Origin of the sequence: Rhizobium aureum (genome assembly GCF_030182495.1) — a bacterium.
GTDB lineage: Bacteria > Pseudomonadota > Alphaproteobacteria > Rhizobiales > Rhizobiaceae > Rhizobium > Rhizobium tropici_C.
The window spans coordinates 402,972-424,913 of the sequence record NZ_JAQJCI010000004.1; the positions used below are offsets into that span (position 1 = coordinate 402,972).

Genomic DNA, 21,942 nt, shown 5'->3' on the forward strand with positions numbered 1-21,942 from the left:
ATATCCTCAAGCCGCCTGTGGCTCACGCATCTCCCCAGCATCCGGAATCCGCGCTATGACCTTGATTTCAAAATCGAAGCCCGCCAGCCAGTTGACGCCAACTGCCGTCCAGTTCGGATAAGGCTTTTCGGTGAAGATCCGGTTCTTGACGGTCATGATCGCGCCGAACTGCCGCTCCGGATCGGTGTGAAACGTGGTGACATCGATGATGTCGTCGAAGGTGCAGCCTGCGGCTTCCAGGGTTGCTCTCAGATTGTCGAAGGCAAGTTGAACCTGCTTTTCGAAATCCGGCTCCGGACTTCCATCCGCACGGCTACCGACCTGACCGGAGACGAACAGCAGGTCGCCCGAACGGATTGCAGCGGAATAGCCGTGCTCCTCATAAAGCGCATGTCTGTTCTTCGGGAAAATTGCATTCCTGGTCGTCATTATATTCGCCTCTTATTCGTGTTGACGGGAAAAGATCAGAAGGACACAAGCTTTGGCAGCCATTCCAAAGTGCCGTTTGATTTTATATACGACGTGTATGTGAAATATTCATATGTGCGGCGTATGTCAATATTTCAAATACGAAACGTATGTGAATTTGAGAGTGATATGGCAAAGCGCCTGGAAACGATGGAAGAAAATCGCAACAAGCTGATTGCCGCTGCGCGGAAAGCTTTTGCCGAAAAAGGCTTCGCCGCGGCATCGATGGACGAGCTGACGGCAGATGTCGGTTTGACGAGAGGGGCCCTCTATCATAATTTTGGCGACAAACGGGGATTGCTCGCCGCCGTCGTCGATCAGATCGATCATGAGATGGCACTGCGGGCGAAGGAGATCGGCGCACAAGCGGACGGTGACTGGCAAGGCCTGCTTGCGGAAGGTGAGGCCTATATCAAGATGGCTCTCGATCCGGAGGTCCAGCGCATCGTCCTGCTTGATGGGCCGGCGGTGCTCGGTGATCCCTCGAAATGGCCCAGCCAGAACAGCTGTCTCGCGGGGACACGGCAGACGGTTTCGAAGCTTCTGGAACAAGAGGTGGTCAAACCTGTCGATGCCGAGGCGGCAGCCCGCCTCATTTCAGGCGCAGCGCTGAATGCTGCCCTCTGGGTTGCCGCCAGCGATAAACCGGCGGACGTGCTGCCCAAGGCGATAGAGGCCTTCCGGGCAATGGCTTCGGGATTGCTGGCAAAGACCTGATGCCGGCTATGACTCGGCTATTTCCGCGATCTGCGATTCGTGGAATCTCTTGCAGCTATGATCGAAACGCGGAATCCCGCCTAGTTCATTCCCGAGCGCGCTTCCGTCTTCATCTTTGCGATATCGCGCAACGCCCCGGCAAGCACGTCCGGGGTCTGCGCGCCGCTGACGGCATATTGCTGGTCGAAGATGAAGAAGGGCACGCCGTTGACGCCGATCTTCTGGGCGGCGTCGATTTCGCCAATAATCAGATCGCGATCCGCATCGGAGGCGAGCAGGGTTGATATGACGGAACGGTCGAGACCGGCCTTTTCGGCAATATCGAGCAGTACGGCATGATCGCCGACATTGCGGCCCTCTTCGAAATTGGCCTTGAAGAGCGCATCGACCACCTTGTCCTGCTTCTCGCGGCTTTCGGTGACGGCCCAGTGGATGAGGCGGTGCGCATCGAGTGTGTTGGGGCCGATCTTGATGGCGTCGAAATCGAACTTGATGCCGACCTCGCGGCCGAGATCTGTCAGCATCTTGTGTCCCTCAGCGACACGCTGCGCGCCGCCCAGCTTCTGCTCGAGTGCCTTCTTCTGGTCGACGCCCTCAGGTGGATAGTCGGGGTTCAGACGATAGGGCCGCCAGTTGAGATCCACGCCCACTTCGTCCTGTACCTCGGCGATGGCAAGCTCCAGGCGGGCCTTGCCGAGATAGCACCATGGGCAGACAACGTCCGAGACGACGTCGATCGTAATGCGTTCCATGGTTTTGTCCTTTCGGTTTTGGGCTAGCCTTCACCATCTAGGCTTTTGTGCCGATAGCTTCAACCGGTTACCGAAAGGGAACCACACAGCATTACTGAGCCGAGGCATCCCACCATGCGGGCAGATAATAGCCGTAGAGCGGCAGTACGTCGGAATGGGCGATATGGCTGCGCCGTGCCACCCACTGCTGTGCGATATGGTAAAGCGGCACGACATAATAGCCTGAAATCAATATGCGATCGAAGGAACGCACGGCGTCGCGGAAATCATCGGCCGAGCGCGCCGTCAGGAAGTGATCGATCAGCGTATCGACGTCCGGGTCGTCGACGCCGGCAAAGTTCAGGCTGCCCGGCATCTTGGCGGCGGCAGAGCCCCAGCGCGGCACTTGTTCGATGCCTGGCGACAGCGACGACGGATAGGATTTGATGATCATGTCATAATCATAATTCGTCGTGCGCAGCTGATATTGCGAATCGTCGACGGTGCGAATCGTAACGGCAATGCCGAGCAGCGCCAGCGAGCGGCGATAGGCAATGGCAATACGCTCCTGATCCGCGTTCTGCGTCATGATCTCGAAGCTGAGCTGCCGTCCGGCGCTGTCGACCATGCGTTCGCCCTTGATCGTATAGCCGCCCTGTTTGAGGAAGTTGACCGCCTTGCGCAGGATTTTGCGGTCACGGCCGGTGCCATCGCTGACAGGCAGCTTGTAGGTGCCGTCAAGCACGTCGGCATCGATACGGTTCTTGATTGCACCAAGCATGGCAAGCTCGTTGGCATTGGCAGGCACGCCGAAGGAGGACAGATCGGAATTCTGCCAGTAGCTTTCCGTTCGTGTATAGGCGCTGGAAGCCAGATTGCGATTGAACCATTCGAAATCGAAGGCGAGTGTCAGGCCCTTGCGCACATTCTTGTCGGCAAACATCGGCCGGCGCATGTTGAAGACGAAGCCCAGCATGCCGCTCGGCAGCTTCGGCGTAAACGTCTCCTTGACGACGGCGCCGGAGCCGACGGCCGGGAAATTATAGGCCTGCTGCCAATGCGCGGGGCTGCCGTCCGGATAGATATCGATATCGCCCTTCTTGAAGGACTCGAACAAGGTCGTGTCCTGCAGGAAGTAGCTCACCACGATCTGATCGTAATTGTCGACGCCGACCTTCGTCGGAATGTCCTTGCCCCAATAATCGGGATTGCGCTCGAAGGTGATTCGCTGGCCGGGATCGACGCTTTTCACCCGATACGGACCGGAGCCGACCGGAATGCCGAGCGTGGTCCGATCGAAATTGTCGGAATTGGTCGCATGTTTCGGCAGGATCGGCAGCGACGAGGCGATGATGAGGGGCGTTTCGCGATTGGCCTTCTCGTTGAATCGGACCATGACGCTATGTTCGCCGACCTTCTCGATCGCGCCGATCGTGTCGAGCCAGGACGAGAAGGGTATGCGTCCCTTCTCACGCAGGAGCTGGAAGGTGAAGATCACGTCGTCGGGCGTGACCGGCTGCCCGTCGGACCATTTGGCGGCGGGATTGAGGTTGAACTGGATGTAGCTCCTGCTGTCGTCCCATTCGACCGTCTGTGCCAATAATCCGTAAAGCGTGAAGGGTTCATCACGCGAGCGCACCATCAGCGGTTCATAGATGAGATTGCCGAATTCCGGATCCCACATGCCGCGCGCCGTGGTGCGCATGCTCTTCAAAATGAAAGGGTTGAGGTTGTCGAAGGTGCCGACCACGCCATAGCTGATGCGCCCGCCCTTTTTCACATCCGGATTGACGTAAGGGAAATGCTTGAAGTCCGCCGGCAGGGCCGGATCTCCATGCGTGGCAATGCTATAGAGCGGTTGCGCCGCGGCGGCGTTGCACAAGGCTGCTAAGAACAGGAGGACAGCGATCCGGAGCGCTTGCATGGCATCCTTTCCGGTAAGGTACGATTCGGCCGAACATTATCACGAGCGTGCCGAATTCAACACGCGACTGCGGAAATCTTAGGACTTGGCAGAAAAGGCCAAAGAAAAGCTGGATATCCGCGCCGGTGCGATGTAACAGGGGTGCCGGGTTTCTCGGGTCATGTATTTGCCTTATTCATTCGACAGGTGGACGACGGTTTGACCCGAATTGCATGGGACGGCGCGCTGTCGTTCCGAAGCGGATTTCAGGAGGCGGTTTCGCTATGATGTTCAAGACTGACAACAAAATGCGGGCAGGTCTCTCTGCTCTGGCTCTCATGATCGGCGCGGCCATGCCGGCTGCTGCATTCGCTCAGGACGCGTCCAACGCAGCTCCTGCCGATGGCGGCAACGATCCCAATCAGCCGCGCCTGGGCTGGTACAAGACCTGCACCAAGCAGGACGATGCCGACATCTGCATCGTGCAGAACCTGATCATGGCAAACAACGGCCAGCTGGTCACGGCAGTCGGCCTCATCTCCGTCGATGGCAAGGTCAACCGCAAGATCCTGCAGATCTCCGTTCCGACGGCTCGCCTGATCCCCCCCGGCATCACCATGCAGGTTGATGGCGGCAAGGGCCAGAAGCTCGATTACGCCGTCTGCCTTCCGGACAAGTGCACGGCCGAAGTGCCCTTGACCGACGCGATGATCAACTCGCTGAAGAAGGGCACGGATGTGACCTTCACCTCGATAAACTTCCGCCGCGCACCGAACCCGATCAAGATTTCGCTCACCGGCTTCGGTGCCGCTTATGACGGTCCGGCAATCTCCGACAGCAAGCTTGCTGAAAGCCAGAAGAGCCTGCAGGACAGCATGCAGAAGAAGGCCGAGGAAGCGCGCAAGAAGCTGGAAGACGCCCAGAAGGCCGCCAAGCAGCAGTAAGCTTCTAGAAGTTTGCCTTATTGAAAAAGCCCGGAGCGATCCGGGCTTTTTTATGCTATCGGTCGTGTCTCGAAAATGAAAAAGGGAAGACGCTTGGGGCATCTTCCCTTTTAAAAAGAATTTATCTGGCAGGCGCTTAGTGGGCGAAGCTCATCTTGGGTTTGAACTGGCCCGTCGGCGCCCGGTCGAAAATCTGGGCGATCTGCGGATTGCGGAGAGGGACACCGCTCTCGTCGTTGATCAGATTCTGTTCTGACACGTAGGCGACATATTCGGTCTCGTCGTTTTCGGCGAGAAGGTGATAGAATGGCTGGTCCTTTTCAGGCCGCACTTCGGCCGGAATGGAATTCCACCATTCCTCGGTGTTTGCGAATTCCGGATCGACATCGAAGATGACACCGCGGAAGGGGAACATCCGGTGTCGAACCACGTCGCCAATGTTGAATTTTGCGTTTCGTTGTTTCATGGCACGACTTCCTTTCAAGCAATCATGTGGTGACTTTCACCACTGATATCAAGGATTTTGCCCCCATTCCTTCATCGAACTGTCACATTCGGCCCGGGTCATTCGTTCGAGCCACGCGATCGCTCAATGCGAGGACGCTATCGGGCGGGAGACCTGCCACCGGCTTCCCGATCGTGGAGAAAGCCCCGGCAGGCCGGGGCTTTCGTGTTCGATATCAGACCGAGTAGTACATGTCGTATTCGACAGGATGCGGGGTCATTTCGAAGCGCATGACTTCCTGCATCTTCAGCTCGATGAAGGCATCGATCTGGTCGTCGTCGAAGACGCCGCCGGCCGTCAGGAACTTGCGGTCCTTGTCGAGGCTTTCCAGAGCTTCGCGCAGCGAGCCGCAAACCGTCGGGATCTTCTTCAGCTCCTTCGGCGGCAGATCGTAGAGATCCTTGTCCATGGCCTTGCCGGGATGGATCTTGTTCTTGATGCCGTCGAGGCCGGCCATCAGCATGGCGGCGAAGCCGAGATAGGGGTTGGCGGTCGGGTCGGGGAAGCGGACTTCGACGCGCTTTGCCTTCGGGTTGGAGCCGAACGGGATGCGACAGGAGGCGGAACGGTTGCGGGCCGAGTAAGCGAGCAGAACCGGAGCTTCATAACCCGGGACGAGACGCTTGTAGGAGTTCGTCGACGGGTTGGTGAAGGCGTTGATCGCCTTGGCATGCTTGATGATACCGCCGATGTAATAGAGGCAGCTTTCCGAGAGGCCTGCGTATTCGTCGCCGGCGAAGGTCGGCTTGCCGCCCTTCCAGATCGACTGATGGACGTGCATGCCCGAGCCGTTGTCGCCGAAGATCGGCTTCGGCATGAAGGTTGCCGTCTTGCCGTAGGCATTGGCGACCTGGTGCACGACATACTTGTAGATCTGCATCTTGTCGGCATTACGCACCAGCGTGTCGAACTTGATGCCGAGCTCGTGCTGGGCGGCTGCGACTTCGTGGTGATGCTTTTCGACGACGACGCCCATTTCGGCCAGAACCGTCAGCATCTCGGAGCGCATGTCCTGGCAGCTGTCGATCGGCGGGACAGGGAAGTAGCCGCCCTTGACGCGCGGACGGTGGCCGAGGTTGCCCGTTTCGTAATCGGTGTCGTCGTTGGACGGCAGTTCGCTCGAGTCGAGCTTGAAGCCGGTATTGTAGGGATCGGCCTTGTACTTGACGTCATCGAAGACGAAGAATTCGGCTTCCGGGCCGAAGAAGGCGGTGTCGCCGATGCCGGAGGCCTTGAGATAGGCTTCAGCCTTCTTGGCGGTGCCGCGCGGATCGCGGTTATAGGCTTCGCCGGAGACCGGGTCGAGGATGTCGCAGAGGATCACCATGGTGGACTGTGCGAAGAACGGATCCATATGGACCGTATCCGGATCGGGCATCAGCACCATGTCGGATTCATTGATGGCCTTCCAACCGGCAATCGAGGAACCGTCGAACATGACGCCATCGGCAAACATATCTTCGTCGACGCAGACCACATCCATGGTGAGGTGCTGGAGCTTGCCCTTCGGATCCGTGAAGCGCAAGTCGACGAACTTTACGTCGTTGTCCTTGATTTGTTTCAATATTTCGCTTGCGGTCGTCATTAAATTGCTTCCCTTGACTTAGATGACGATTAAACGAGCCGCGGCCGCAGGGACCGGGCGGATTAAATGGCGTCGATGCCCGTCTCACCGGTGCGGATTCGAATGACTTCTTCCACGTTGGAAACGAAAATCTTTCCGTCGCCGATACGGCCTGTTTGTGCGGCCTTGCGGATGGCCTCGATCACCGCCTCCGCATTTTCGTCCGCCAATACAACCTCGACCTTCACCTTCGGCAGGAAGTCGACGACGTATTCGGCGCCACGGTAAAGCTCCGTGTGGCCCTTCTGACGACCGAAGCCCTTCGCTTCCGTGACGGTGATGCCCTGCAGGCCGACTTCCTGAAGGGCTTCCTTCACTTCGTCGAGCTTGAAGGGCTTAATGATCGCTTCGATCTTTTTCATGAGAAAATGTCTCTCCGCTTCTTCTGTTACAGCAGGACTACTCCCCGCTCGGCCAACGTAATGCACGTATCATGCCAGTTGCGAACGAGCTGCCGTAGAAAATCCCGGTGAATTCGTACCGAGACGATGGATTGATGAGGATTTTTTGGAAAAATGGAAGCGATTTCGCGCCGAAATGCACGGGATAAGCAAAATTTCGCAAAAAAAGTGCCACGCAGGCCATGTCTATGCCCCGGCAAGCCATTGAATGTTATTGTTTAATTATTATGCAAATGCATATTTATCAATCAAATCGCATGCTGTGAAAACGGTTGTTTTTGAGGCAGATTTCGCATCTATAATATCCGTCATGATGTTGCCGCTTGCCGACCTGCTTCTCACGCCCGACGATATGGCCGCTGTCGACAGCGCTGCCGCCGCGTCCGGTATCGATTCCTATGGGCTTATGGAAAGGGCCGGTCAGGCTGTCGCTGCCGCAGCGCTCCGGCACTTTCCCGAGGCGCATCGATATATCGTTCTTTGCGGTCCGGGCAATAATGGCGGGGACGGCTATGTCGCTGCACGCGCGCTGCAGCAGGCCGGCGCCGAACTGCGGCTTTTCCATCTCGGCGATCCCAAGCGGCTCAAGGGCGATGCTATCAGTGCCTTTGCCGATTGTCCTGTCGGAGGCGCGGCGATCGGCAGCTATGTTCCGAAGGTCGGCGATGTGGTGATCGACGCCATCTTCGGCGCGGGGCTTTCCCGCTCCGTTCCTGATGAAGTTGCCGCGGTCATTGCGCGAACCGCCGAGGCGCAAGTTCCTGTCATCGCCGTCGATCTGCCGTCCGGCATCGATGGGCGTAGCGGCCGGATTCTCGGCGCCGCCTTCCAAGCCACGCGCACCGTGACCTTTATGACGCGCAAGCCGGGCCACCTTCTCCTGCCGGGCCGCGATCTATGCGGCGAGCTGGAGGTTTTCGATATCGGCATTCCCGCGCGCATCGTTCGCACCCATGCCGACAATCGGATCGCGGAAAATGCGCCGGCGCAGTGGCAGGCTGAGATACCTTCGGCCAGCGCGGAGACGCACAAATACAAGCGCGGTCATCTGGTCGTCTTTTCAGGCGGTCCGAACGCAACCGGTGCTGCACGCATGTCGGCCATGGCGGGGCTGAAGGCCGGGGCAGGGCTCGTCACCATCGCCTCGCCGCCGGAAGCGCTTGATGTCAATGCCGGCCTGCTGACCGCAATCATGCTGCACGCGGTCGGGGATGAAGCGTCGTTGCGGCAATGGCTCGCCGATCAGCGGCTCTCGACCTTCATTCTCGGACCAGGTTTCGGCGCCGGAGAAAAAGCGCGCCAGTTCTGCCTCGCGCTTGCAGATCGCCATCTGGTGCTGGACGCGGACGGCATCACGTCGTTTCGCGACGAGCCGCAGCGATTGTTCGATGCTTTTGCCGAGGGACCGACACGCTTGGTGCTGACGCCGCATGAAGGGGAGTTTGCACGGCTCTTTCCCGATATTGCTGCGGACGAAGCTTTGAGCAAGATCGACAAGGCGAGGGCCGCGGCCGCGAGAGCCCACGCCGCCATCATCTACAAGGGTGCCGACAGCGTGATTGCCGCCCCTGACGGCCGGGCGCTGATCAATGCCAATGCGCCGCCCTGGCTTGCCACGGCCGGCGCAGGCGACGTGCTGGCCGGTATTGTCGGCGGTCTGATGGCGCAGGGCGCGCCCGCCTTCGAAGCCGCAGCGGCCAGCGTCTGGCTGCACGGCCTTGCGGGCCAGCATGCCGGCAAGGGGCTGACCGCTGAAGATCTCGTCGCGGCCGTCAAGCCGCTATAGCGCTATTTCGCCACTTCCTGCTGCAAGGCGATCGCACCGGGCGGTGCATTTACCTTGCCCTCATGGATCATGAAGGCAAAGACGTCGCGCGGCTCGACCTTGACCTTGCGTTTCGCATCGATCAGCGGCAGGTCGTCCGGCACCTTGCCGGCGGCCCATGTTTTCAAGCGATCGGCCCAGGCTTTCAGATCTTTCGGTGGATAGCAGGTCTTGATATCGTCCGAGCCTTTCTGCAGGCGGGCATAGACGAAATCTGCGGTCACGTCGGCGATCATCGGATATTCGAAATGCTCGGCGCAAACCGGCGCCACATTATACTTTTCAAGCAGCGCAATGAATTCCGGCACCTTGAAGGAATCGTGCCGGACTTCGACGACATGCTTGAGTGCAAGCCCATCCTGTTTCGCCGGCAGCAGCTTCAGGAATGCCTCGAAGTCATCCGGATCGAATTTCTTCGTCGGCGCGAACTGCCAGAGCAGCGGACCGAGATGATCGCCGAGCTCGCTGATGCCGGATTCCAGAAAGCGCTGCATGGACTCGCCCGCTTCGGCAAGCACGCGGCGGTTGGTGACGAAACGTGTCGCCTTCAGGGAGAAGATGAAGCCGTCAGGAACGTCGGCAGCCCATTTGGCGAAAACCTCAGGCTTCTGCGTGCTGTAATAGGTGCCGTTGACCTCGATCACCTTCAGCTGGCGGCTGGCGTAATTCAGCTCATCCTTCTGCTTCAGCGTGTCAGGATAGAAAGTCCCGCGCCAGGGTTCGAAGGTCCAGCCGCCTATGCCTGTGCGGATTTCGCCCGCTTTGGTCATTCTCTCCTCCTTGGACATTCAGCCGGGTGAACCTCACTCCGCCGCCGCAACCTTCTTCACCGGACGCCGCTCCAGCAGTTCCCTCAGGAACTGTCCCGTATAGGAGCGCTTTTCGTTGACGACCGCTTCCGGCGTTCCAACGGCAACGATCTCGCCGCCGCCATCGCCACCTTCCGGACCGAAATCAAGGATCCAGTCGGCGGTCTTGATGACTTCGAGATTGTGCTCGATGACGACAACCGAATTGCCCTGATTGACCAGTTCGTGCAGCATTTCCAGAAGCTTGGCGACATCGTGGAAGTGCAGTCCGGTTGTGGGTTCGTCGAGGATGTAGAGCGTGCGGCCCGTCGATCGCTTCGACAATTCCTTGGCTAGCTTGACGCGCTGCGCTTCGCCACCTGAAAGCGTATTGGCCTGCTGTCCCACCTTGATATAGCCGAGGCCGACATCCTTCAGGCTCTGCAGCTTGTCGCGCACGGCGGGAACGGCCGCAAAGAAATCGACGCCTTCTTCGACCGTCATGTCGAGCACGTCGGCGATCGACTTGCCCTTGAAGGTCACGTCGAGAGTTTCGCGGTTATAGCGCTTGCCGTGGCAGACGTCGCAGGTGACGTAGACGTCGGGCAGGAAGTGCATCTCGATCTTGATGACGCCGTCGCCCTGGCAGGCCTCGCAGCGGCCTCCCTTAACGTTGAAGGAGAAACGGCCGGGCTGATAGCCGCGAGCCTTGGCTTCCGGCAATCCGGCGAACCAGTCACGGATCGGCGTGAAGGCGCCGGTATAGGTCGCAGGGTTCGATCGCGGCGTGCGGCCGATCGGCGACTGGTCGATATCGATGACCTTGTCGATATGTTCGAAACCGTCGATGCGGTCGTGATCGGCCGGGATTTCGCGGGCGCCCATGACGCGGCGTGCCGCCGACTTGTAAAGCGTCTCGATCAGGAAGGTGGACTTGCCGCCGCCGGACACGCCGGTAACCGCCGTGAAGACGCCGAGCGGGATAGACGCCGTGACATTCTTGAGGTTGTTCCCTCTCGCGCCGACGACTTTGATTTCCTTGCCCTTCTTGGGCTTGCGGCGCTCATCCGGAACCGGCACGCCGAGTTCGCCGGAAAGATATTTACCGGTCAGTGACTTCGGGTTCGCCATGATATCCTGCGGCGTGCCATGCGCCACCACCTGGCCGCCATGGACGCCAGCTGCCGGGCCGATATCGACCACATCATCTGCGGTCAGGATCGCATCCTCATCATGCTCGACGACGATGACGGTGTTGCCGATATCTCGCAGATGCTTCAGCGTTTCCAGCAGGCGGGCATTGTCGCGCTGATGCAGTCCGATGGAGGGCTCGTCGAGAACGTAGAGAACGCCCGTCAATCCTGAACCGATCTGCGATGCAAGCCGGATGCGCTGGCTCTCGCCGCCGGACAGCGTGCCTGAATTGCGCGACAGGCTCAGATATTCGAGACCGACATCGTTGAGGAAGCGCAGGCGATCGCGGATTTCCTTGAGGATGCGGACAGCAATCTCGTTCTGCTTGTCAGTGAACGTTCCCGGCAGCGCGTCGAACCAGTCGCGGGCAACACGAATGGACATCTCCGCCACCTGGCTGATGTGCAGTTTGTTGATCTTGACCGCCAGGGCTTCCGGTTTCAGGCGATAGCCGTTGCAGGCCGGGCAGGGGGCGGCCGACATGAAGCGTTCGATCTCCTCGCGCGCCCAGGCGGAATCCGTTTCCTTCCAGCGCCGCTCGAGGTTCGGCACGATGCCTTCGAAATTCTTGTGCGTGGTGTAGGAGCGCGCACCGTCGGCATAATGGAATTCGATCTTGTCTTCCGTGCCGTTCAGAATGACATCCTTGGCCTTGTCGGACAGCTCGTTCCAGCGATTGCCGAGCTTGAAGCCGTAATGCTTGCCGAGCGCTTCCAGCGTCTGGTTGTAATAGGGTGAGGTCGACTTGGCCCACGGAGCGATCGCGCCATCGCGCAGCGTACGTTCCGGCTCCGGCACGATCAGTTCCGGATCGATCTTCTGCTGCGAGCCCAGCCCGTCGCAGGACGGGCAGGCGCCGAAGGGATTGTTGAAGGAGAATAACCGCGGCTCGATTTCCGGAATGGTGAAGCCGGAAACCGGACAGGCGAATTTCTCGGAGAATAGCACGCGCTCATGCGTCTCATTCAACGACTTGTTGGCCGAACCGCCGGCAGCGGTCTCTTCAGGCGGCAACGGCTTGTCGGCGAATTCCGCGACGGCAAGACCGTCGGCAAGACGCAGCGAGGTCTCGAAGCTGTCGGCGAGACGCGCCGCCATGTCGGGCCGGACGACGATACGGTCGACGACCACGTCGATGTCGTGCTTGTATTTCTTGTCGAGAACAGGCACATCGGCGATCTCGTAGAACTGGCCGTCGACCTTGACGCGCTGGAAGCCCTTTTTCATGAGCTCCGCCAGTTCCTTCTTGTATTCGCCCTTACGCCCGCGCACGAGCGGTGCCAGGATGTAAAGCCTGGTGCCTTCGTCATAAGCGAGAACGCGGTCGACCATTTGGCTGACCGTCTGGCTCTCGATCGGCAGGCCCGTCACAGGCGAATAGGGAACGCCGACGCGGGCAAACAGCAGACGCATATAGTCGTAGATTTCCGTGACCGTGCCGACCGTCGAGCGCGGATTGCGTGAGGTGGTCTTCTGCTCGATCGAGATCGCCGGCGAGAGCCCGTCGATCTGGTCGACATCAGGCTTCTGCATCATTTCCAGGAACTGGCGTGCGTAGGCCGAAAGGCTTTCGACATAGCGACGCTGGCCCTCGGCATAGATCGTATCAAAGGCGAGCGACGACTTGCCGGAGCCGGAAAGGCCGGTCATGACGATCAGCTTGTTGCGTGGCAGGTCAAGATCGATGCCCTTGAGATTGTGCTCGCGCGCACCACGTATGGAAATAGTCTTCAGTTCGCTCATCGTCGTATGCAGGTCCCTTGGAGTCTGCCTTTATTTAGTGATGTCAGCCCGCGAGTCGAGGCTGAAATGAAGAGTAGAGCCGGGTTTTCGATTCCGTTGACATCATCATAGGGATAAATTAGAACAAATAAAGAACAAAATCATCGCGGCGATTTCTTTGTGGATGAACGGAACTGGGAAGGCCGCATAAATAGCACCTGACAGCCGCTATGGGTTAAGGTGCGCCGATAGAATTTCAAAGCCGTCGATGGGCGGCAAGCAGGGTGGTGTCATGGCCGGTAGTGTGAATAAGGTAATTCTGGTTGGAAATCTCGGGGCGGACCCGGAAATCCGCCGCACGCAGGACGGCCGCCCGATCGCCAACCTCAACATTGCGACCTCGGAAACCTGGCGCGACCGCAATTCCGGTGAGCGTAAGGAAAAGACCGAGTGGCACCGTGTGGTCATCTTCAATGAAGGTCTCTGCAAAGTCGCGGAACAGTATTTGAAGAAAGGCGCCAAGGTTTACATCGAAGGTGCGCTGCAGACCCGCAAGTGGCAGGATCAAAGCGGTCAGGACCGCTATTCGACCGAAGTCGTGCTGCAGGGCTTCAATTCGACGCTGACCATGCTCGATGGCCGCGGCGAAGGCGGCGGCTCCATTGAAGGCGGCAGCCGTGGTGGCCGTGGCGGTGGTGATTTCGGCGGCGGTTATGGCGGCGACTACGGTGGCGGCGACGATTATGGTCAATCCTCCGCGCAGGGCTCATCCCGCAGCGGGGGAGGCAATCGTGGCGGTGGCAGCCAGGGCGCCGGTAATTTTTCGCGCGATCTGGATGACGACATCCCGTTCTGAGATAAGAGGGTGGAACGTTCTGTAAAATAAAGCCGTACGCTTCACATAGGTAAGAGAGACCGCCCTGCGGGCAGTCTCTCACCATTCGTTGAGTGAATAATGGCTTTCACCAGCCGTTCTGAACAGCGCCCACCGCCTTCCGGATTACTTCGATGACGGCGGCGGGCTGGGAGAGCATCGGCACATGGCTGCTTGCCACCTCGGTAACAGTCGCCCCCATGCGCTTCGAAACCCAGCGCTGGAGATCGGGATGCACGGTGTGGTCCTCGGTCGCAAGTACATACCAGCTCGGCTTGGTCCGCCACGCCACCTGGTCTGCCGCTAGCTTCTGCTGGTTGAGCACGTCGGCGCCAGGCGCGAAATGGGTCGCCCAAACCAGCTTCTGCTCGTCTTGTGAAAGGTCGCCACAAAAGAACTGGGTGCCGCTCGGCAGCAGCCAAGCACGGTTGTCAGCAATCTCAACGTAACCGAAGATGTCCGAGGGATATTTGTTGAGTTGGTCCTGCACGGTTTCGCCCGCATCAGGGGCGACGGCCGCGATATAGACAAGGCCGACCACGCGCGGGTCAATGCCGGCCGCCGTAATGGTCGCGCCACCATAGGAATGGCCGACGAGGATGACAGGGCTGCCGACGCGATTGAGCGTGCGCTTGATCGTTGCCACATCCTCTTCGAATGAATCCAGGCCATATTGGACGGCGATCACCTCATGCCCGTCCGCCTGCAGGACCGTTATCACCTTGCTGAAGCATGAACCATCCGCCCAGAGGCCATGGCAGAATACGATGGTAGGCTTGGATGCCGTAGACATTTTGTTTTCTCCTTCGTTGATTACAGCGCGAAGGTAGATTTCACTTCCATCTGCGACAAAGACTTTGTACGTTTGACCTATGCCTTGGAAGTATAGCGAGGATCGGATGGAACTCCGCCATTTACGCTACTTCATTGCGGTTGCCGAGCAGGGCAGTTTATTGACCGCTGCCCAACGGCGACTGAACACCTCGCAGCCATCGTTGAGCCGGCAGATTCGCGATCTCGAATCTGAAGTCGGCGTTCAGCTGTTCGAGCGACAGGCACGCGGAGTTGTGCTTACGGATGCGGGGCGCGTTTTTCTGGATCATGCTCGGCTGGCGCTTCTACAAGTCGAGGCGGCCATCGAAGGCGCCCGACGAACGGCAGAGCCGAAGAGGCCCACACTCGCTATGGGATTTCTGGTCGGGCTGGAGGTCACGTGGCTACCTCACCTATTGCGCATGATCCGCGAGGAGGCGCCGGAGACCGAGATCACATTGTGTAGTCTATCCTCCCCGGAGCTTGCTCTTGCACTTATGCGCGGAAAGTTGGACATGGCCTTCCTTCGCCCTGAGAAACAAAGTTTAGGCCTATCTTTCAAACTGCTGGCGAAGGAGCCGCTACTCGCCGTGCTGCCGGCGAGCCATCGCTTGGCATCTCGCAAAAAGATTCGGCCGGAAGATCTCGCCAGCGAAATTTACGTCAGCTCGGCAAGAACGTCGCCGGTATTGCAAGCTGTCATCCAGGATTACGCATCGAGCGCCGGGATCGTACTCAAGGCAAAATACGAAGGCGAGAACATATCGTCGGCAATGTCGCTCGTCGCATCCACTGGCGGAGTTACTCTTCTCCCGCTTTATGCGCAAAATATACTGGCACCAAACGTTGTTGCCAGAGCGCTCGAAGGTGTGCCTCCGACAGTCGATCTCACTCTGGGATACAGCGAAGCAAATTCCTCTCCCTTGCTCCGCCGGCTTCTATCTCGAGCGGATGAATTGGTCGAAAACGTGCAAAATCAAAGCATCATCCGATACGCGGAAGCCTCACAATAGGAACGGCTCCGGATCCGGCGAAGCTGGGGCAACCGTAGTGGTGGCAACCAGGGCGGTGGCGGCAATTTCTCGCGCGATCTGGATGATGACATCCCCTTCTGAGCTGAGCATACGCGGGAGAACTTTGAAAGCTCGCCTCATGCCGGGCTTTGTCACGAAAGGGTCAGCGCCGCCCTTGCCCCATCCACGACGAACTGCGCGGCAAGCGCCGCAAGGATAACCCCGAGCAGGCGGGTTAGAATGGCGCGGCCGGTTGCGCCCAGCATACGGTCGAGCCTGTCGGAAATGGCAAGGGCTGCAAAGACCAGGGCGAGGTTGACGGCGATGACGCCGATCAGCTGCGCGCGGTCAAGCGTCGTCTGTAGCGAGCCGGCCAACAGAATGGTGGCCGAGATGGCGCCGGGACCGGCAATCAAGGGCAGGGCGAGGGGGAAGACCGCGATATTGCGGATGTGATCCTGCGTGATCGCGACTTCGGTCGTCTTCTCTTTCCTGTCCTGCCGCCGCTCGAACACCATCTCGAAGGCGATCCAGAAGAGCAGCAGGCCGCCGGCAATGCGGAAGGCGCCGATGGAGATGCCGAGCACGCCAAGCACGCTCGCTCCGAATAGAGCGAAGGCTGCCAGGATGAAGAAGGCGATCAGCGAGCCGCGCAGAGCCACCTGTTTGCGCTCGGAGCGATTCATGCCAGCCGTAAGTCCGATGAAAAGCGGTGCAAGCCCCGGCGGATCGACAGTGACAAGCAGAGTCGTGAAGGCATTGATCAGCGTATCCGCGCTCGCCATATAGTCCCCAAAGCTTATTCTGTCGCTGTTATCAAGCATTGTTATGCGACGAATGGGCTTTGGCAAAGGGTCATGCGTCGGTGTCGATCAGTTTCGCCATGGAAATGTTCGATTCCATGGCTTAAAGGGGCAAAACCTGTTCAAAAACACCGGCCCAAATTGGCGCTCGCCAGGCCTTTCGGCTATAAATTTCGCAGTGATTCTAAAAGAGATCGTGATCTGTTTTGACTGAGCAAACACCACCCGGCGGCGGGAAGCTCCCGCCAGGCATCGAGCCGATTTCCATCATGGAGGAAATGCAGCGGTCGTATCTCGATTACGCCATGAGCGTCATCGTCAGCCGCGCGCTTCCCGACGTTCGAGACGGTCTCAAGCCCGTTCATCGGCGCATCCTCTATGCGGCGCATCAGAGCGGTTATCACTGGAACCGCAAATATGTGAAGTCGGCCCGTCCCGTCGCTGACGTCATGGGTAGCTATCACCCGCATGGCGACGCCTCGATCTATGACGCCTTGGTCCGCATGGCGCAGGACTGGTCGATGCGCGTGCCGCTCATCGACGGGCAGGGCAATTTCGGCTCCATCGACGGCGACCCGCCGGCGGCGATGCGTTATACGGAATCGCGCCTGGCGAAGGTCGCCCATGAGCTTCTGGAGGATATCGACAAGGAAACGGTCGATTTCCAGGAAAACTACGACGCCACGACGGAGGAGCCGAAGGTTCTGCCGGCGCGCTTCCCGAACCTGCTTGTCAACGGTTCAGGCGGTATCGCCGTCGGCATGGCGACCAACATTCCGCCGCACAATCTTTCCGAAGTCATCAACGGCTGCATTGCGCTGATCGATAATCCGGCAATCGAGCTGCCCGAGATGATGGAGATCATCCCAGGCCCGGATTTCCCGACGGGTGCGAAAATTCTCGGCCGTGCCGGCATCCGCTCCGCCTATGAGACGGGGCGCGGTTCGGTCGTCATGCGCGGTGTCGCGACCATCGAGCCGATGCGCGGCGATCGCGAGCAGATCATCATCACCGAGATTCCCTATCAGGTGAACAAGGCGTCGATGATCGAGAAGATGGCCGAACTCGTGCGCGAGAAGCGCATCGAGGGCATCTCGGATCTGCGCGACGAATCCGACCGCCAGGGATATCGCGTGGTCGTCGAGCTGAAGCGCGATGCCAATGCCGACGTCATCCTGAACCAGCTTTATCGCTATACGCCGCTGCAGACCTCTTTCGGCTGCAACATGGTGGCGTTGAACGGCGGCAAGCCGGAGCAGATGAACCTGATGGACATGCTGCGCGCCTTCGTGGCCTTCCGCGAGGAAGTCATCAGCCGCCGCACGAAGTATCTGCTGCGCAAGGCGCGTGATCGCGCTCATGTGTTGGTCGGCCTGGCGATTGCCGTCGCCAATATCGATGAAGTCATCCGTGTCATCCGCCAGGCGCCGGATCCGCAATCGGCCCGCGAAGAGCTGATGACGCGCCGCTGGAATGCTGCAGACGTCGAATCGCTTATCCGGCTAATCGATGATCCCCGTCACCGCATCAATGAGGATGGCACCTACAATCTCTCGGAAGAGCAGGCCCGCGCGATCCTCGAACTGCGTCTCGCACGTCTGACCGCTCTCGGTCGCGATGAAATCGACGAAGAGCTCAACCAGATCGGCGTCGAAATCAAGGACTATCTGGATATTCTCTCGTCACGGGCCCGCATCCAAGCCATTGTAAAAGAAGAGCTTGCTGCTGTTCGCGACGAGTTCGGAACGCCGCGCCGCACCGAGATCGTCGATGGTGGTCTCGAGATGGACGATGAGGATCTGATCGCCCGCGAGGACATGGTCGTCACCGTTTCCCATCTCGGCTACATCAAGCGCGTGCCGCTGACCACCTATCGTGCGCAGCGCCGTGGCGGCAAGGGCCGCTCGGGCATGACGACCCGCGATGAAGATTTCGTTACGCGGCTATTTGTTCTCAATACGCACACGCCCGTCCTGTTCTTCTCGTCCCGTGGTATCGTCTATAAGGAAAAGGTCTGGCGTCTGCCCATCGGCACGCCGACATCACGCGGCAAGGCGCTGATCAACATGCTGCCGCTGGAGCCCGGCGAACGCATCACCACGATCATGCCTCTGCCCGAGGATGAGGATAGCTGGGATAATCTCGACGTCATGTTCACGACGACGCGCGGAACCGTGCGCCGCAACAAGCTGTCGGATTTCGTGCAGGTCAACCGCAACGGCAAGATCGCCATGAAGCTCGAGGAGGAGGGTGACGAAATCCTCTCCGTCGAGACCTGCACCGAGCATGACGACGTGCTGATGACGACGGCGCTCGGCCAGTGCATTCGTTTCTCGGTTTCGGACGTGCGCGTCTTTGCCGGCCGCAACTCCATCGGCGTGCGCGGCATCAGTCTTGCATCCGGAGACCGGATCATCTCGATGACGATCGTCCGGCATGTGAATGCAGAGCCCTGGGAGCGTGCCGCCTATCTGAAGCGCTCCGTCAACGAGCGCCGCTCCGCAACGGGAGACGACGAGGAGATTGCGCTGGTCGGCGAAGAGGTCACCGAAGAGGGGCAGCTCAGCGACGAGCGTTATGAAGAACTCAAGGCGCTCGAACAGTTCGTTCTAACGGTCTCGGAAAAGGGCTTCGGCAAGCGGTCGTCTTCGTATGATTTCCGCATCTCCGGCCGCGGCGGCAAGGGTATCCGCGCCACCGATACGTCGAAGACGGGCGAGATCGGCGAACTTGTCGCCGCCTTCCCGGTCGAGGACGGCGATCAGATCATGCTCGTGTCGGATGGCGGTCAGCTGATCCGCGTGCCCGTCGGTGGCATTCGCATCGCCAGCCGCGCCACCAAGGGCGTCACCATCTTCTCCACTGCGAAGGATGAGAAGGTCGTGTCCGTCGAGCGCATCAGCGAGCCGGAAGGCGAAGATGATGCAACGGCCGAAGATGACGCTGTTGCCGGCGAGGCAGGAGATGTCGAGGGTGGCGGCGCAGAATAAAATCGCGCTGCAATCCGGTCGGGAAAGCTGGACACCGATCCGACTGACCTGCTTGAAAATGGAAATTTTTCAATCGCATGAGCTTGGCAACAGGCTCGTGCGATTGTTTTTGGAGCACAGGCTGACTTGCCGGAGGATCGCGGTAGGATCTACTCGGACTGCTTATTGTCTCGGGAGAAGGGTGGCAGAACCTCGAGGCTTTCCCGATCAAGCTGAGCGAGAACCTCGTCATAGCCAAAGCGGAAATGCCATCCGAGGACCGTGCCTGCGGATTTCGAGGCGTAGATGCGATCGATGCTTTGCGGCAGAGACCAGTTTTGCTGTGCAAATATCGCAGCGAGGCCCGGAGCACGCAATCGGATGATGGAGGCTGCGTCAACGGCGAGTGCCTCGCAATCCTCGGGTTTGAACAGCGTGCCGGCTGAAATGATATGCCGCTGAAAATCCCTGCCGCCATTCGTCAATGCCACGAGATGGGCATCGGCCACGTCCCGGATATCGACGCCACGGTGCAGCCGGTAGGCGGCCATCACATCGGCCGGTTCCGGAAAGCTTCGAGACATGCGTAAAACGCGTACCTGCAAATCTGGACCGGCCATGTCCGCCAGGATCCGTTCGGCTTCCAGTTTCGTGCGGTGATAGATGCTTTTCGGTTGTGGCGCGGTGTCTTCATCAATCCATGTGCAACGGCCGGGAGCGGCTGCGTGGCCATAAAGCGCCGTCGTGCTCGTAAACACCAGCCGCCTCACACCGGCCGCGAGGGACGCTTCTGCCAGAAAACGCGTTCCCTCCACATTGATGCGGCGAAATTCATCGTCGGAGATCGTTCCGACATGTGGAGCGTGCAGCGCTGCGCAATGGACGATCGCATCCGCACCAGCCAACGCTTGGCGCAGCAGCACCGCATCGGTAAAATCTCCGACGAGATGCGTTGTCGAAAACGGCGAACGATCGATTCCTACGGTTGAGTGATTTGCCGACAGCACGTTGAAGATTGCTCGGCCAAGCCGCCCTGAACTGCCTGTCAGAATAACGCGCATGTCGATCCCCCATTGAACCGACTCATCATAGCACGATCGTGGCTACCGCCGCGCTTCTCGAAGCAAGATCATATGCTTGCGGAGGGTGACAGGATGCGAAGGTCAATGTATTGGCAATAAAAAACCGGACGCTGGCGGGTAGCGTCCGGTTCATGGTCCATCCGAGCATCTGGCGGGGAGAGGATGCTCGGTACGCGGAGATCAGAGCGTCTTATGACGCTTATGCAATCTCTTGCTCTCTTCGCTTTCGCGATGGAGCGCCGAAATGGTGGATGCGACTGACACGATGAACATGATGCTGATAAAAAGCGTAAGCAGCGTCAAAATTGTGAACATGATCGCTCCCTCCTTTGGTGGGACTAGCGTTCAGATCCCTTTAGTATTGGCTCGTGGCAACGAAGGGACGAGCCGAAGCAAAGGGACCGTAGACCTTCGACTGGTCGGGTTTCTGATCGTAAAGTGCAACGGTTGCCGCGAGCATTCCCGAAATCATGGCCATCCAAACAACGTTAATGAGGGTGATCTTGTCGGGCATACTCTTCTTCCTTCTTGCCGCAATACGCGAGCTGAGTTTCGGACTGTTAACGCGGCGTTTCCTAAATGGTTCCGCCGATCTTGAGGTCTATCTAGCAATGCGCGCCTGAAGCGACCTTGAATAGCTTGTTCATCTGGCGTTCAGATTCGCGATGCGTTTTGCGCATGGCAGTGGCGATTTCTTGGGCAAAATCGACATCTTTGCCGCTTTCAAAATCAGAATCCCATTCGATCTCATAATTGTCGGCGAAAAGATGAACGAGGTATTCGACCAGAAATGAACCGACGATGGCGCCTGCGATAATGAAGACGAGCATGGAATGATTTCCCTGAGACGGAGATCGATGAGCCATTGAGCCAGGGCCCGTTTCGATGTTGAAGCCAGTAAAGCATTGTCGAGCTGAAACAGGCTTGAACGTCGCGTTCATCCGATGTTCAGAGGCGGTCCCCGGGTTGCAAATGACTTGCGATGCGGCCCCATCCGTGACAAAAGGCGTCAAAACAACGAGCCGGCCTGGTATGACGACAGCCTTTTATCCCGGATCCTTCGACCCGATGACCAATGGACATCTGGATGTCCTCGTGCAGGCGTTGAACGTTGCCTCGAATGTGATCGTCGCGATCGGCATTCATCCCGGCAAGAAGCCGCTCTTCTCCTTCGAGGAGCGGGCGGAGCTGATCCGCAGATCGCTCGCCGAGGCTGTGCCGCAGAAGGCGGGTGCCATTTCCGTCGTCGCCTTCGACAATCTGGTCGTCGATGCCGCCCGCGCCCATGGCGCCACCTTGCTGGTGCGCGGCCTGCGCGATGGCACCGACCTCGACTATGAAATGCAGATGGCCGGCATGAACCGGCAGATGGCGCCGGATATCCAGACGCTGTTTCTGCCCGCCGGTACGGCCTCGCGGCCCATAACCGCCACATTGGTGCGGCAGATCGCATCCATGGGCGGCGATGTCAGCGCCTTTGTGCCGTCAGCGGTTCTGGAAGCCCTGACCGGCAAACTCAAAGATACGGCCAGCGTCAAAAACTGAGCCCGAATTCATTTCCGAACG

General features: G+C 58.8%; 21 protein-coding genes. 7 read left to right on the forward strand and 14 right to left on the reverse strand.

Annotated elements, in window-relative coordinates:
- Window positions 1-6: 6 nt before the first annotated feature.
- The gene (locus PH552_RS13285) at window positions 7-429 is read right to left on the reverse strand and encodes a RidA family protein (RefSeq protein WP_112340782.1); all 423 of its coding nucleotides are present in this window, start codon (window positions 427-429) and stop codon (window positions 7-9) included.
- Between the two features lie 168 nt (window positions 430-597).
- Between PH552_RS13285 and PH552_RS13290 the strand changes: the two genes are divergently transcribed.
- Window positions 598-1,185, forward strand: coding sequence for a TetR/AcrR family transcriptional regulator (locus tag PH552_RS13290; RefSeq protein ID WP_169645983.1), 588 nt, complete (start codon window positions 598-600; stop codon window positions 1,183-1,185).
- 80 nt (window positions 1,186-1,265) lie between these two features.
- On the opposite strand, the gene PH552_RS13295 is transcribed toward PH552_RS13290, so the two are convergent.
- Together PH552_RS13295 and PH552_RS13300 are read right to left on the reverse strand one after the other, a co-directional pair.
- Window positions 1,266-1,937: a DsbA family oxidoreductase gene (locus tag PH552_RS13295; RefSeq protein WP_112340781.1), complete on the reverse strand. Its 672-nt coding sequence runs from the start codon at window positions 1,935-1,937 to the stop codon at window positions 1,266-1,268.
- Window positions 1,938-2,028: 91 nt separating this feature from the next.
- A complete protein-coding gene (locus PH552_RS13300; protein WP_112340780.1) occupies window positions 2,029-3,840 on the reverse strand; it encodes an extracellular solute-binding protein in 1,812 nt (603 codons plus the stop codon).
- A 263-nt stretch (window positions 3,841-4,103) separates the two neighbouring features.
- On the opposite strand from PH552_RS13300, the gene PH552_RS13305 reads away from it, so the two are divergent.
- Entirely contained in the window at window positions 4,104-4,763 is a 660-nt protein-coding gene (locus PH552_RS13305) for an invasion associated locus B family protein (protein WP_112340779.1), read from the forward strand.
- A 136-nt stretch (window positions 4,764-4,899) separates the two neighbouring features.
- Here the strand turns inward: PH552_RS13305 and hspQ are convergent, their stop codons facing one another.
- The 3 genes from hspQ to PH552_RS13320 form a co-directional block, all read right to left on the reverse strand.
- Window positions 4,900-5,229, reverse strand: a complete 330-nt coding sequence (gene hspQ, locus PH552_RS13310) for a heat shock protein HspQ (RefSeq protein WP_112340778.1) — start codon at window positions 5,227-5,229, stop codon at window positions 4,900-4,902.
- A gap of 214 nt (window positions 5,230-5,443) precedes the next feature.
- Entirely contained in the window at window positions 5,444-6,853 is a 1,410-nt protein-coding gene (gene glnA / locus PH552_RS13315) for a type I glutamate--ammonia ligase (RefSeq protein ID WP_112340777.1), read from the reverse strand.
- 62 nt (window positions 6,854-6,915) lie between these two features.
- Window positions 6,916-7,254 carry a P-II family nitrogen regulator gene (locus PH552_RS13320; protein ID WP_015339877.1) on the reverse strand — a complete coding sequence of 113 codons (339 nt, stop codon included), beginning with the start codon at window positions 7,252-7,254 and terminating at the stop codon, window positions 6,916-6,918.
- Window positions 7,255-7,603: 349 nt separating this feature from the next.
- Between PH552_RS13320 and PH552_RS13325 the strand changes: the two genes are divergently transcribed.
- A complete protein-coding gene (locus tag PH552_RS13325; RefSeq protein WP_112340776.1) occupies window positions 7,604-9,079 on the forward strand; it encodes an NAD(P)H-hydrate dehydratase in 1,476 nt (491 codons plus the stop codon).
- A gap of 2 nt (window positions 9,080-9,081) precedes the next feature.
- On the opposite strand, the gene PH552_RS13330 is transcribed toward PH552_RS13325, so the two are convergent.
- Window positions 9,082-9,888, reverse strand: a complete 807-nt coding sequence (locus PH552_RS13330; protein WP_112340775.1) for a DUF72 domain-containing protein — start codon at window positions 9,886-9,888, stop codon at window positions 9,082-9,084.
- Between the two features lie 33 nt (window positions 9,889-9,921).
- Window positions 9,922-12,843, reverse strand: a complete 2,922-nt coding sequence (gene uvrA / locus PH552_RS13335) for an excinuclease ABC subunit UvrA (RefSeq protein ID WP_112340774.1) — start codon at window positions 12,841-12,843, stop codon at window positions 9,922-9,924.
- A 271-nt stretch (window positions 12,844-13,114) separates the two neighbouring features.
- Between uvrA and PH552_RS13340 the strand changes: the two genes are divergently transcribed.
- A complete protein-coding gene (locus tag PH552_RS13340; RefSeq protein ID WP_112341054.1) occupies window positions 13,115-13,678 on the forward strand; it encodes a single-stranded DNA-binding protein in 564 nt (187 codons plus the stop codon).
- Between the two features lie 106 nt (window positions 13,679-13,784).
- On the opposite strand, the gene PH552_RS13345 is transcribed toward PH552_RS13340, so the two are convergent.
- Window positions 13,785-14,489: an alpha/beta hydrolase gene (locus PH552_RS13345; protein WP_112340773.1), complete on the reverse strand. Its 705-nt coding sequence runs from the start codon at window positions 14,487-14,489 to the stop codon at window positions 13,785-13,787.
- Between the two features lie 106 nt (window positions 14,490-14,595).
- Between PH552_RS13345 and PH552_RS13350 the strand changes: the two genes are divergently transcribed.
- Window positions 14,596-15,522 carry a LysR family transcriptional regulator gene (locus PH552_RS13350; RefSeq protein ID WP_112340772.1) on the forward strand — a complete coding sequence of 309 codons (927 nt, stop codon included), beginning with the start codon at window positions 14,596-14,598 and terminating at the stop codon, window positions 15,520-15,522.
- Window positions 15,523-15,674: 152 nt separating this feature from the next.
- Here PH552_RS13350 and PH552_RS13355 read toward each other — a convergent pair whose 3' ends face one another.
- A complete protein-coding gene (locus PH552_RS13355) occupies window positions 15,675-16,307 on the reverse strand; it encodes a MarC family protein (protein WP_112340771.1) in 633 nt (210 codons plus the stop codon).
- Between the two features lie 224 nt (window positions 16,308-16,531).
- Between PH552_RS13355 and gyrA the strand changes: the two genes are divergently transcribed.
- Window positions 16,532-19,315, forward strand: coding sequence for a DNA gyrase subunit A (gyrA, locus tag PH552_RS13360; protein WP_112340770.1), 2,784 nt, complete (start codon window positions 16,532-16,534; stop codon window positions 19,313-19,315).
- A 149-nt stretch (window positions 19,316-19,464) separates the two neighbouring features.
- Here gyrA and PH552_RS13365 read toward each other — a convergent pair whose 3' ends face one another.
- The 4 genes from PH552_RS13365 to PH552_RS13380 all read right to left on the reverse strand — a co-directional run bounded on the left by PH552_RS13365 (window position 19,465) and on the right by PH552_RS13380 (window position 21,206).
- Window positions 19,465-20,355, reverse strand: coding sequence for an NAD-dependent epimerase/dehydratase family protein (locus tag PH552_RS13365; RefSeq protein ID WP_112340769.1), 891 nt, complete (start codon window positions 20,353-20,355; stop codon window positions 19,465-19,467).
- Between the two features lie 201 nt (window positions 20,356-20,556).
- On the reverse strand, window positions 20,557-20,691 hold the full coding sequence (locus PH552_RS13370; protein ID WP_281023965.1) for a hypothetical protein: 135 nt from the start codon (window positions 20,689-20,691) through the stop codon (window positions 20,557-20,559).
- 40 nt (window positions 20,692-20,731) lie between these two features.
- Window positions 20,732-20,890: a hypothetical protein gene (locus tag PH552_RS13375; protein WP_162943881.1), complete on the reverse strand. Its 159-nt coding sequence runs from the start codon at window positions 20,888-20,890 to the stop codon at window positions 20,732-20,734.
- A 91-nt stretch (window positions 20,891-20,981) separates the two neighbouring features.
- Window positions 20,982-21,206: a hypothetical protein gene (locus tag PH552_RS13380; protein WP_285166067.1), complete on the reverse strand. Its 225-nt coding sequence runs from the start codon at window positions 21,204-21,206 to the stop codon at window positions 20,982-20,984.
- Window positions 21,207-21,408: 202 nt separating this feature from the next.
- Between PH552_RS13380 and coaD the strand changes: the two genes are divergently transcribed.
- Window positions 21,409-21,921, forward strand: a complete 513-nt coding sequence (gene coaD / locus PH552_RS13385) for a pantetheine-phosphate adenylyltransferase (RefSeq protein WP_112340768.1) — start codon at window positions 21,409-21,411, stop codon at window positions 21,919-21,921.
- Window positions 21,922-21,942 lie beyond the last annotated feature (21 nt).

Coding starts and splice junctions, on each gene's coding strand:
- PH552_RS13285 (WP_112340782.1), bottom strand. CDS start 429: ATGACGACCAGGAATGCAATTTTCCCGAAGAACAGACATGCGCTTTAT.
- PH552_RS13290 (WP_169645983.1), top strand. CDS start 598: ATGGCAAAGCGCCTGGAAACGATGGAAGAAAATCGCAACAAGCTGATT.
- PH552_RS13295 (WP_112340781.1), bottom strand. CDS start 1,937: ATGGAACGCATTACGATCGACGTCGTCTCGGACGTTGTCTGCCCATGG.
- PH552_RS13300 (WP_112340780.1), bottom strand. CDS start 3,840: ATGCAAGCGCTCCGGATCGCTGTCCTCCTGTTCTTAGCAGCCTTGTGC.
- PH552_RS13305 (WP_112340779.1), top strand. CDS start 4,104: ATGATGTTCAAGACTGACAACAAAATGCGGGCAGGTCTCTCTGCTCTG.
- hspQ (WP_112340778.1), bottom strand. CDS start 5,229: ATGAAACAACGAAACGCAAAATTCAACATTGGCGACGTGGTTCGACAC.
- glnA (WP_112340777.1), bottom strand. CDS start 6,853: ATGACGACCGCAAGCGAAATATTGAAACAAATCAAGGACAACGACGTA.
- PH552_RS13320 (WP_015339877.1), bottom strand. CDS start 7,254: ATGAAAAAGATCGAAGCGATCATTAAGCCCTTCAAGCTCGACGAAGTG.
- PH552_RS13325 (WP_112340776.1), top strand. CDS start 7,604: ATGATGTTGCCGCTTGCCGACCTGCTTCTCACGCCCGACGATATGGCC.
- PH552_RS13330 (WP_112340775.1), bottom strand. CDS start 9,888: ATGACCAAAGCGGGCGAAATCCGCACAGGCATAGGCGGCTGGACCTTC.
- uvrA (WP_112340774.1), bottom strand. CDS start 12,843: ATGAGCGAACTGAAGACTATTTCCATACGTGGTGCGCGCGAGCACAAT.
- PH552_RS13340 (WP_112341054.1), top strand. CDS start 13,115: ATGGCCGGTAGTGTGAATAAGGTAATTCTGGTTGGAAATCTCGGGGCG.
- PH552_RS13345 (WP_112340773.1), bottom strand. CDS start 14,489: ATGTCTACGGCATCCAAGCCTACCATCGTATTCTGCCATGGCCTCTGG.
- PH552_RS13350 (WP_112340772.1), top strand. CDS start 14,596: ATGGAACTCCGCCATTTACGCTACTTCATTGCGGTTGCCGAGCAGGGC.
- PH552_RS13355 (WP_112340771.1), bottom strand. CDS start 16,307: ATGGCGAGCGCGGATACGCTGATCAATGCCTTCACGACTCTGCTTGTC.
- PH552_RS13365 (WP_112340769.1), bottom strand. CDS start 20,355: ATGCGCGTTATTCTGACAGGCAGTTCAGGGCGGCTTGGCCGAGCAATC.
- PH552_RS13370 (WP_281023965.1), bottom strand. CDS start 20,691: ATGTTCACAATTTTGACGCTGCTTACGCTTTTTATCAGCATCATGTTC.
- PH552_RS13375 (WP_162943881.1), bottom strand. CDS start 20,890: ATGCCCGACAAGATCACCCTCATTAACGTTGTTTGGATGGCCATGATT.
- PH552_RS13380 (WP_285166067.1), bottom strand. CDS start 21,206: ATGCTCGTCTTCATTATCGCAGGCGCCATCGTCGGTTCATTTCTGGTC.
- coaD (WP_112340768.1), top strand. CDS start 21,409: ATGACGACAGCCTTTTATCCCGGATCCTTCGACCCGATGACCAATGGA.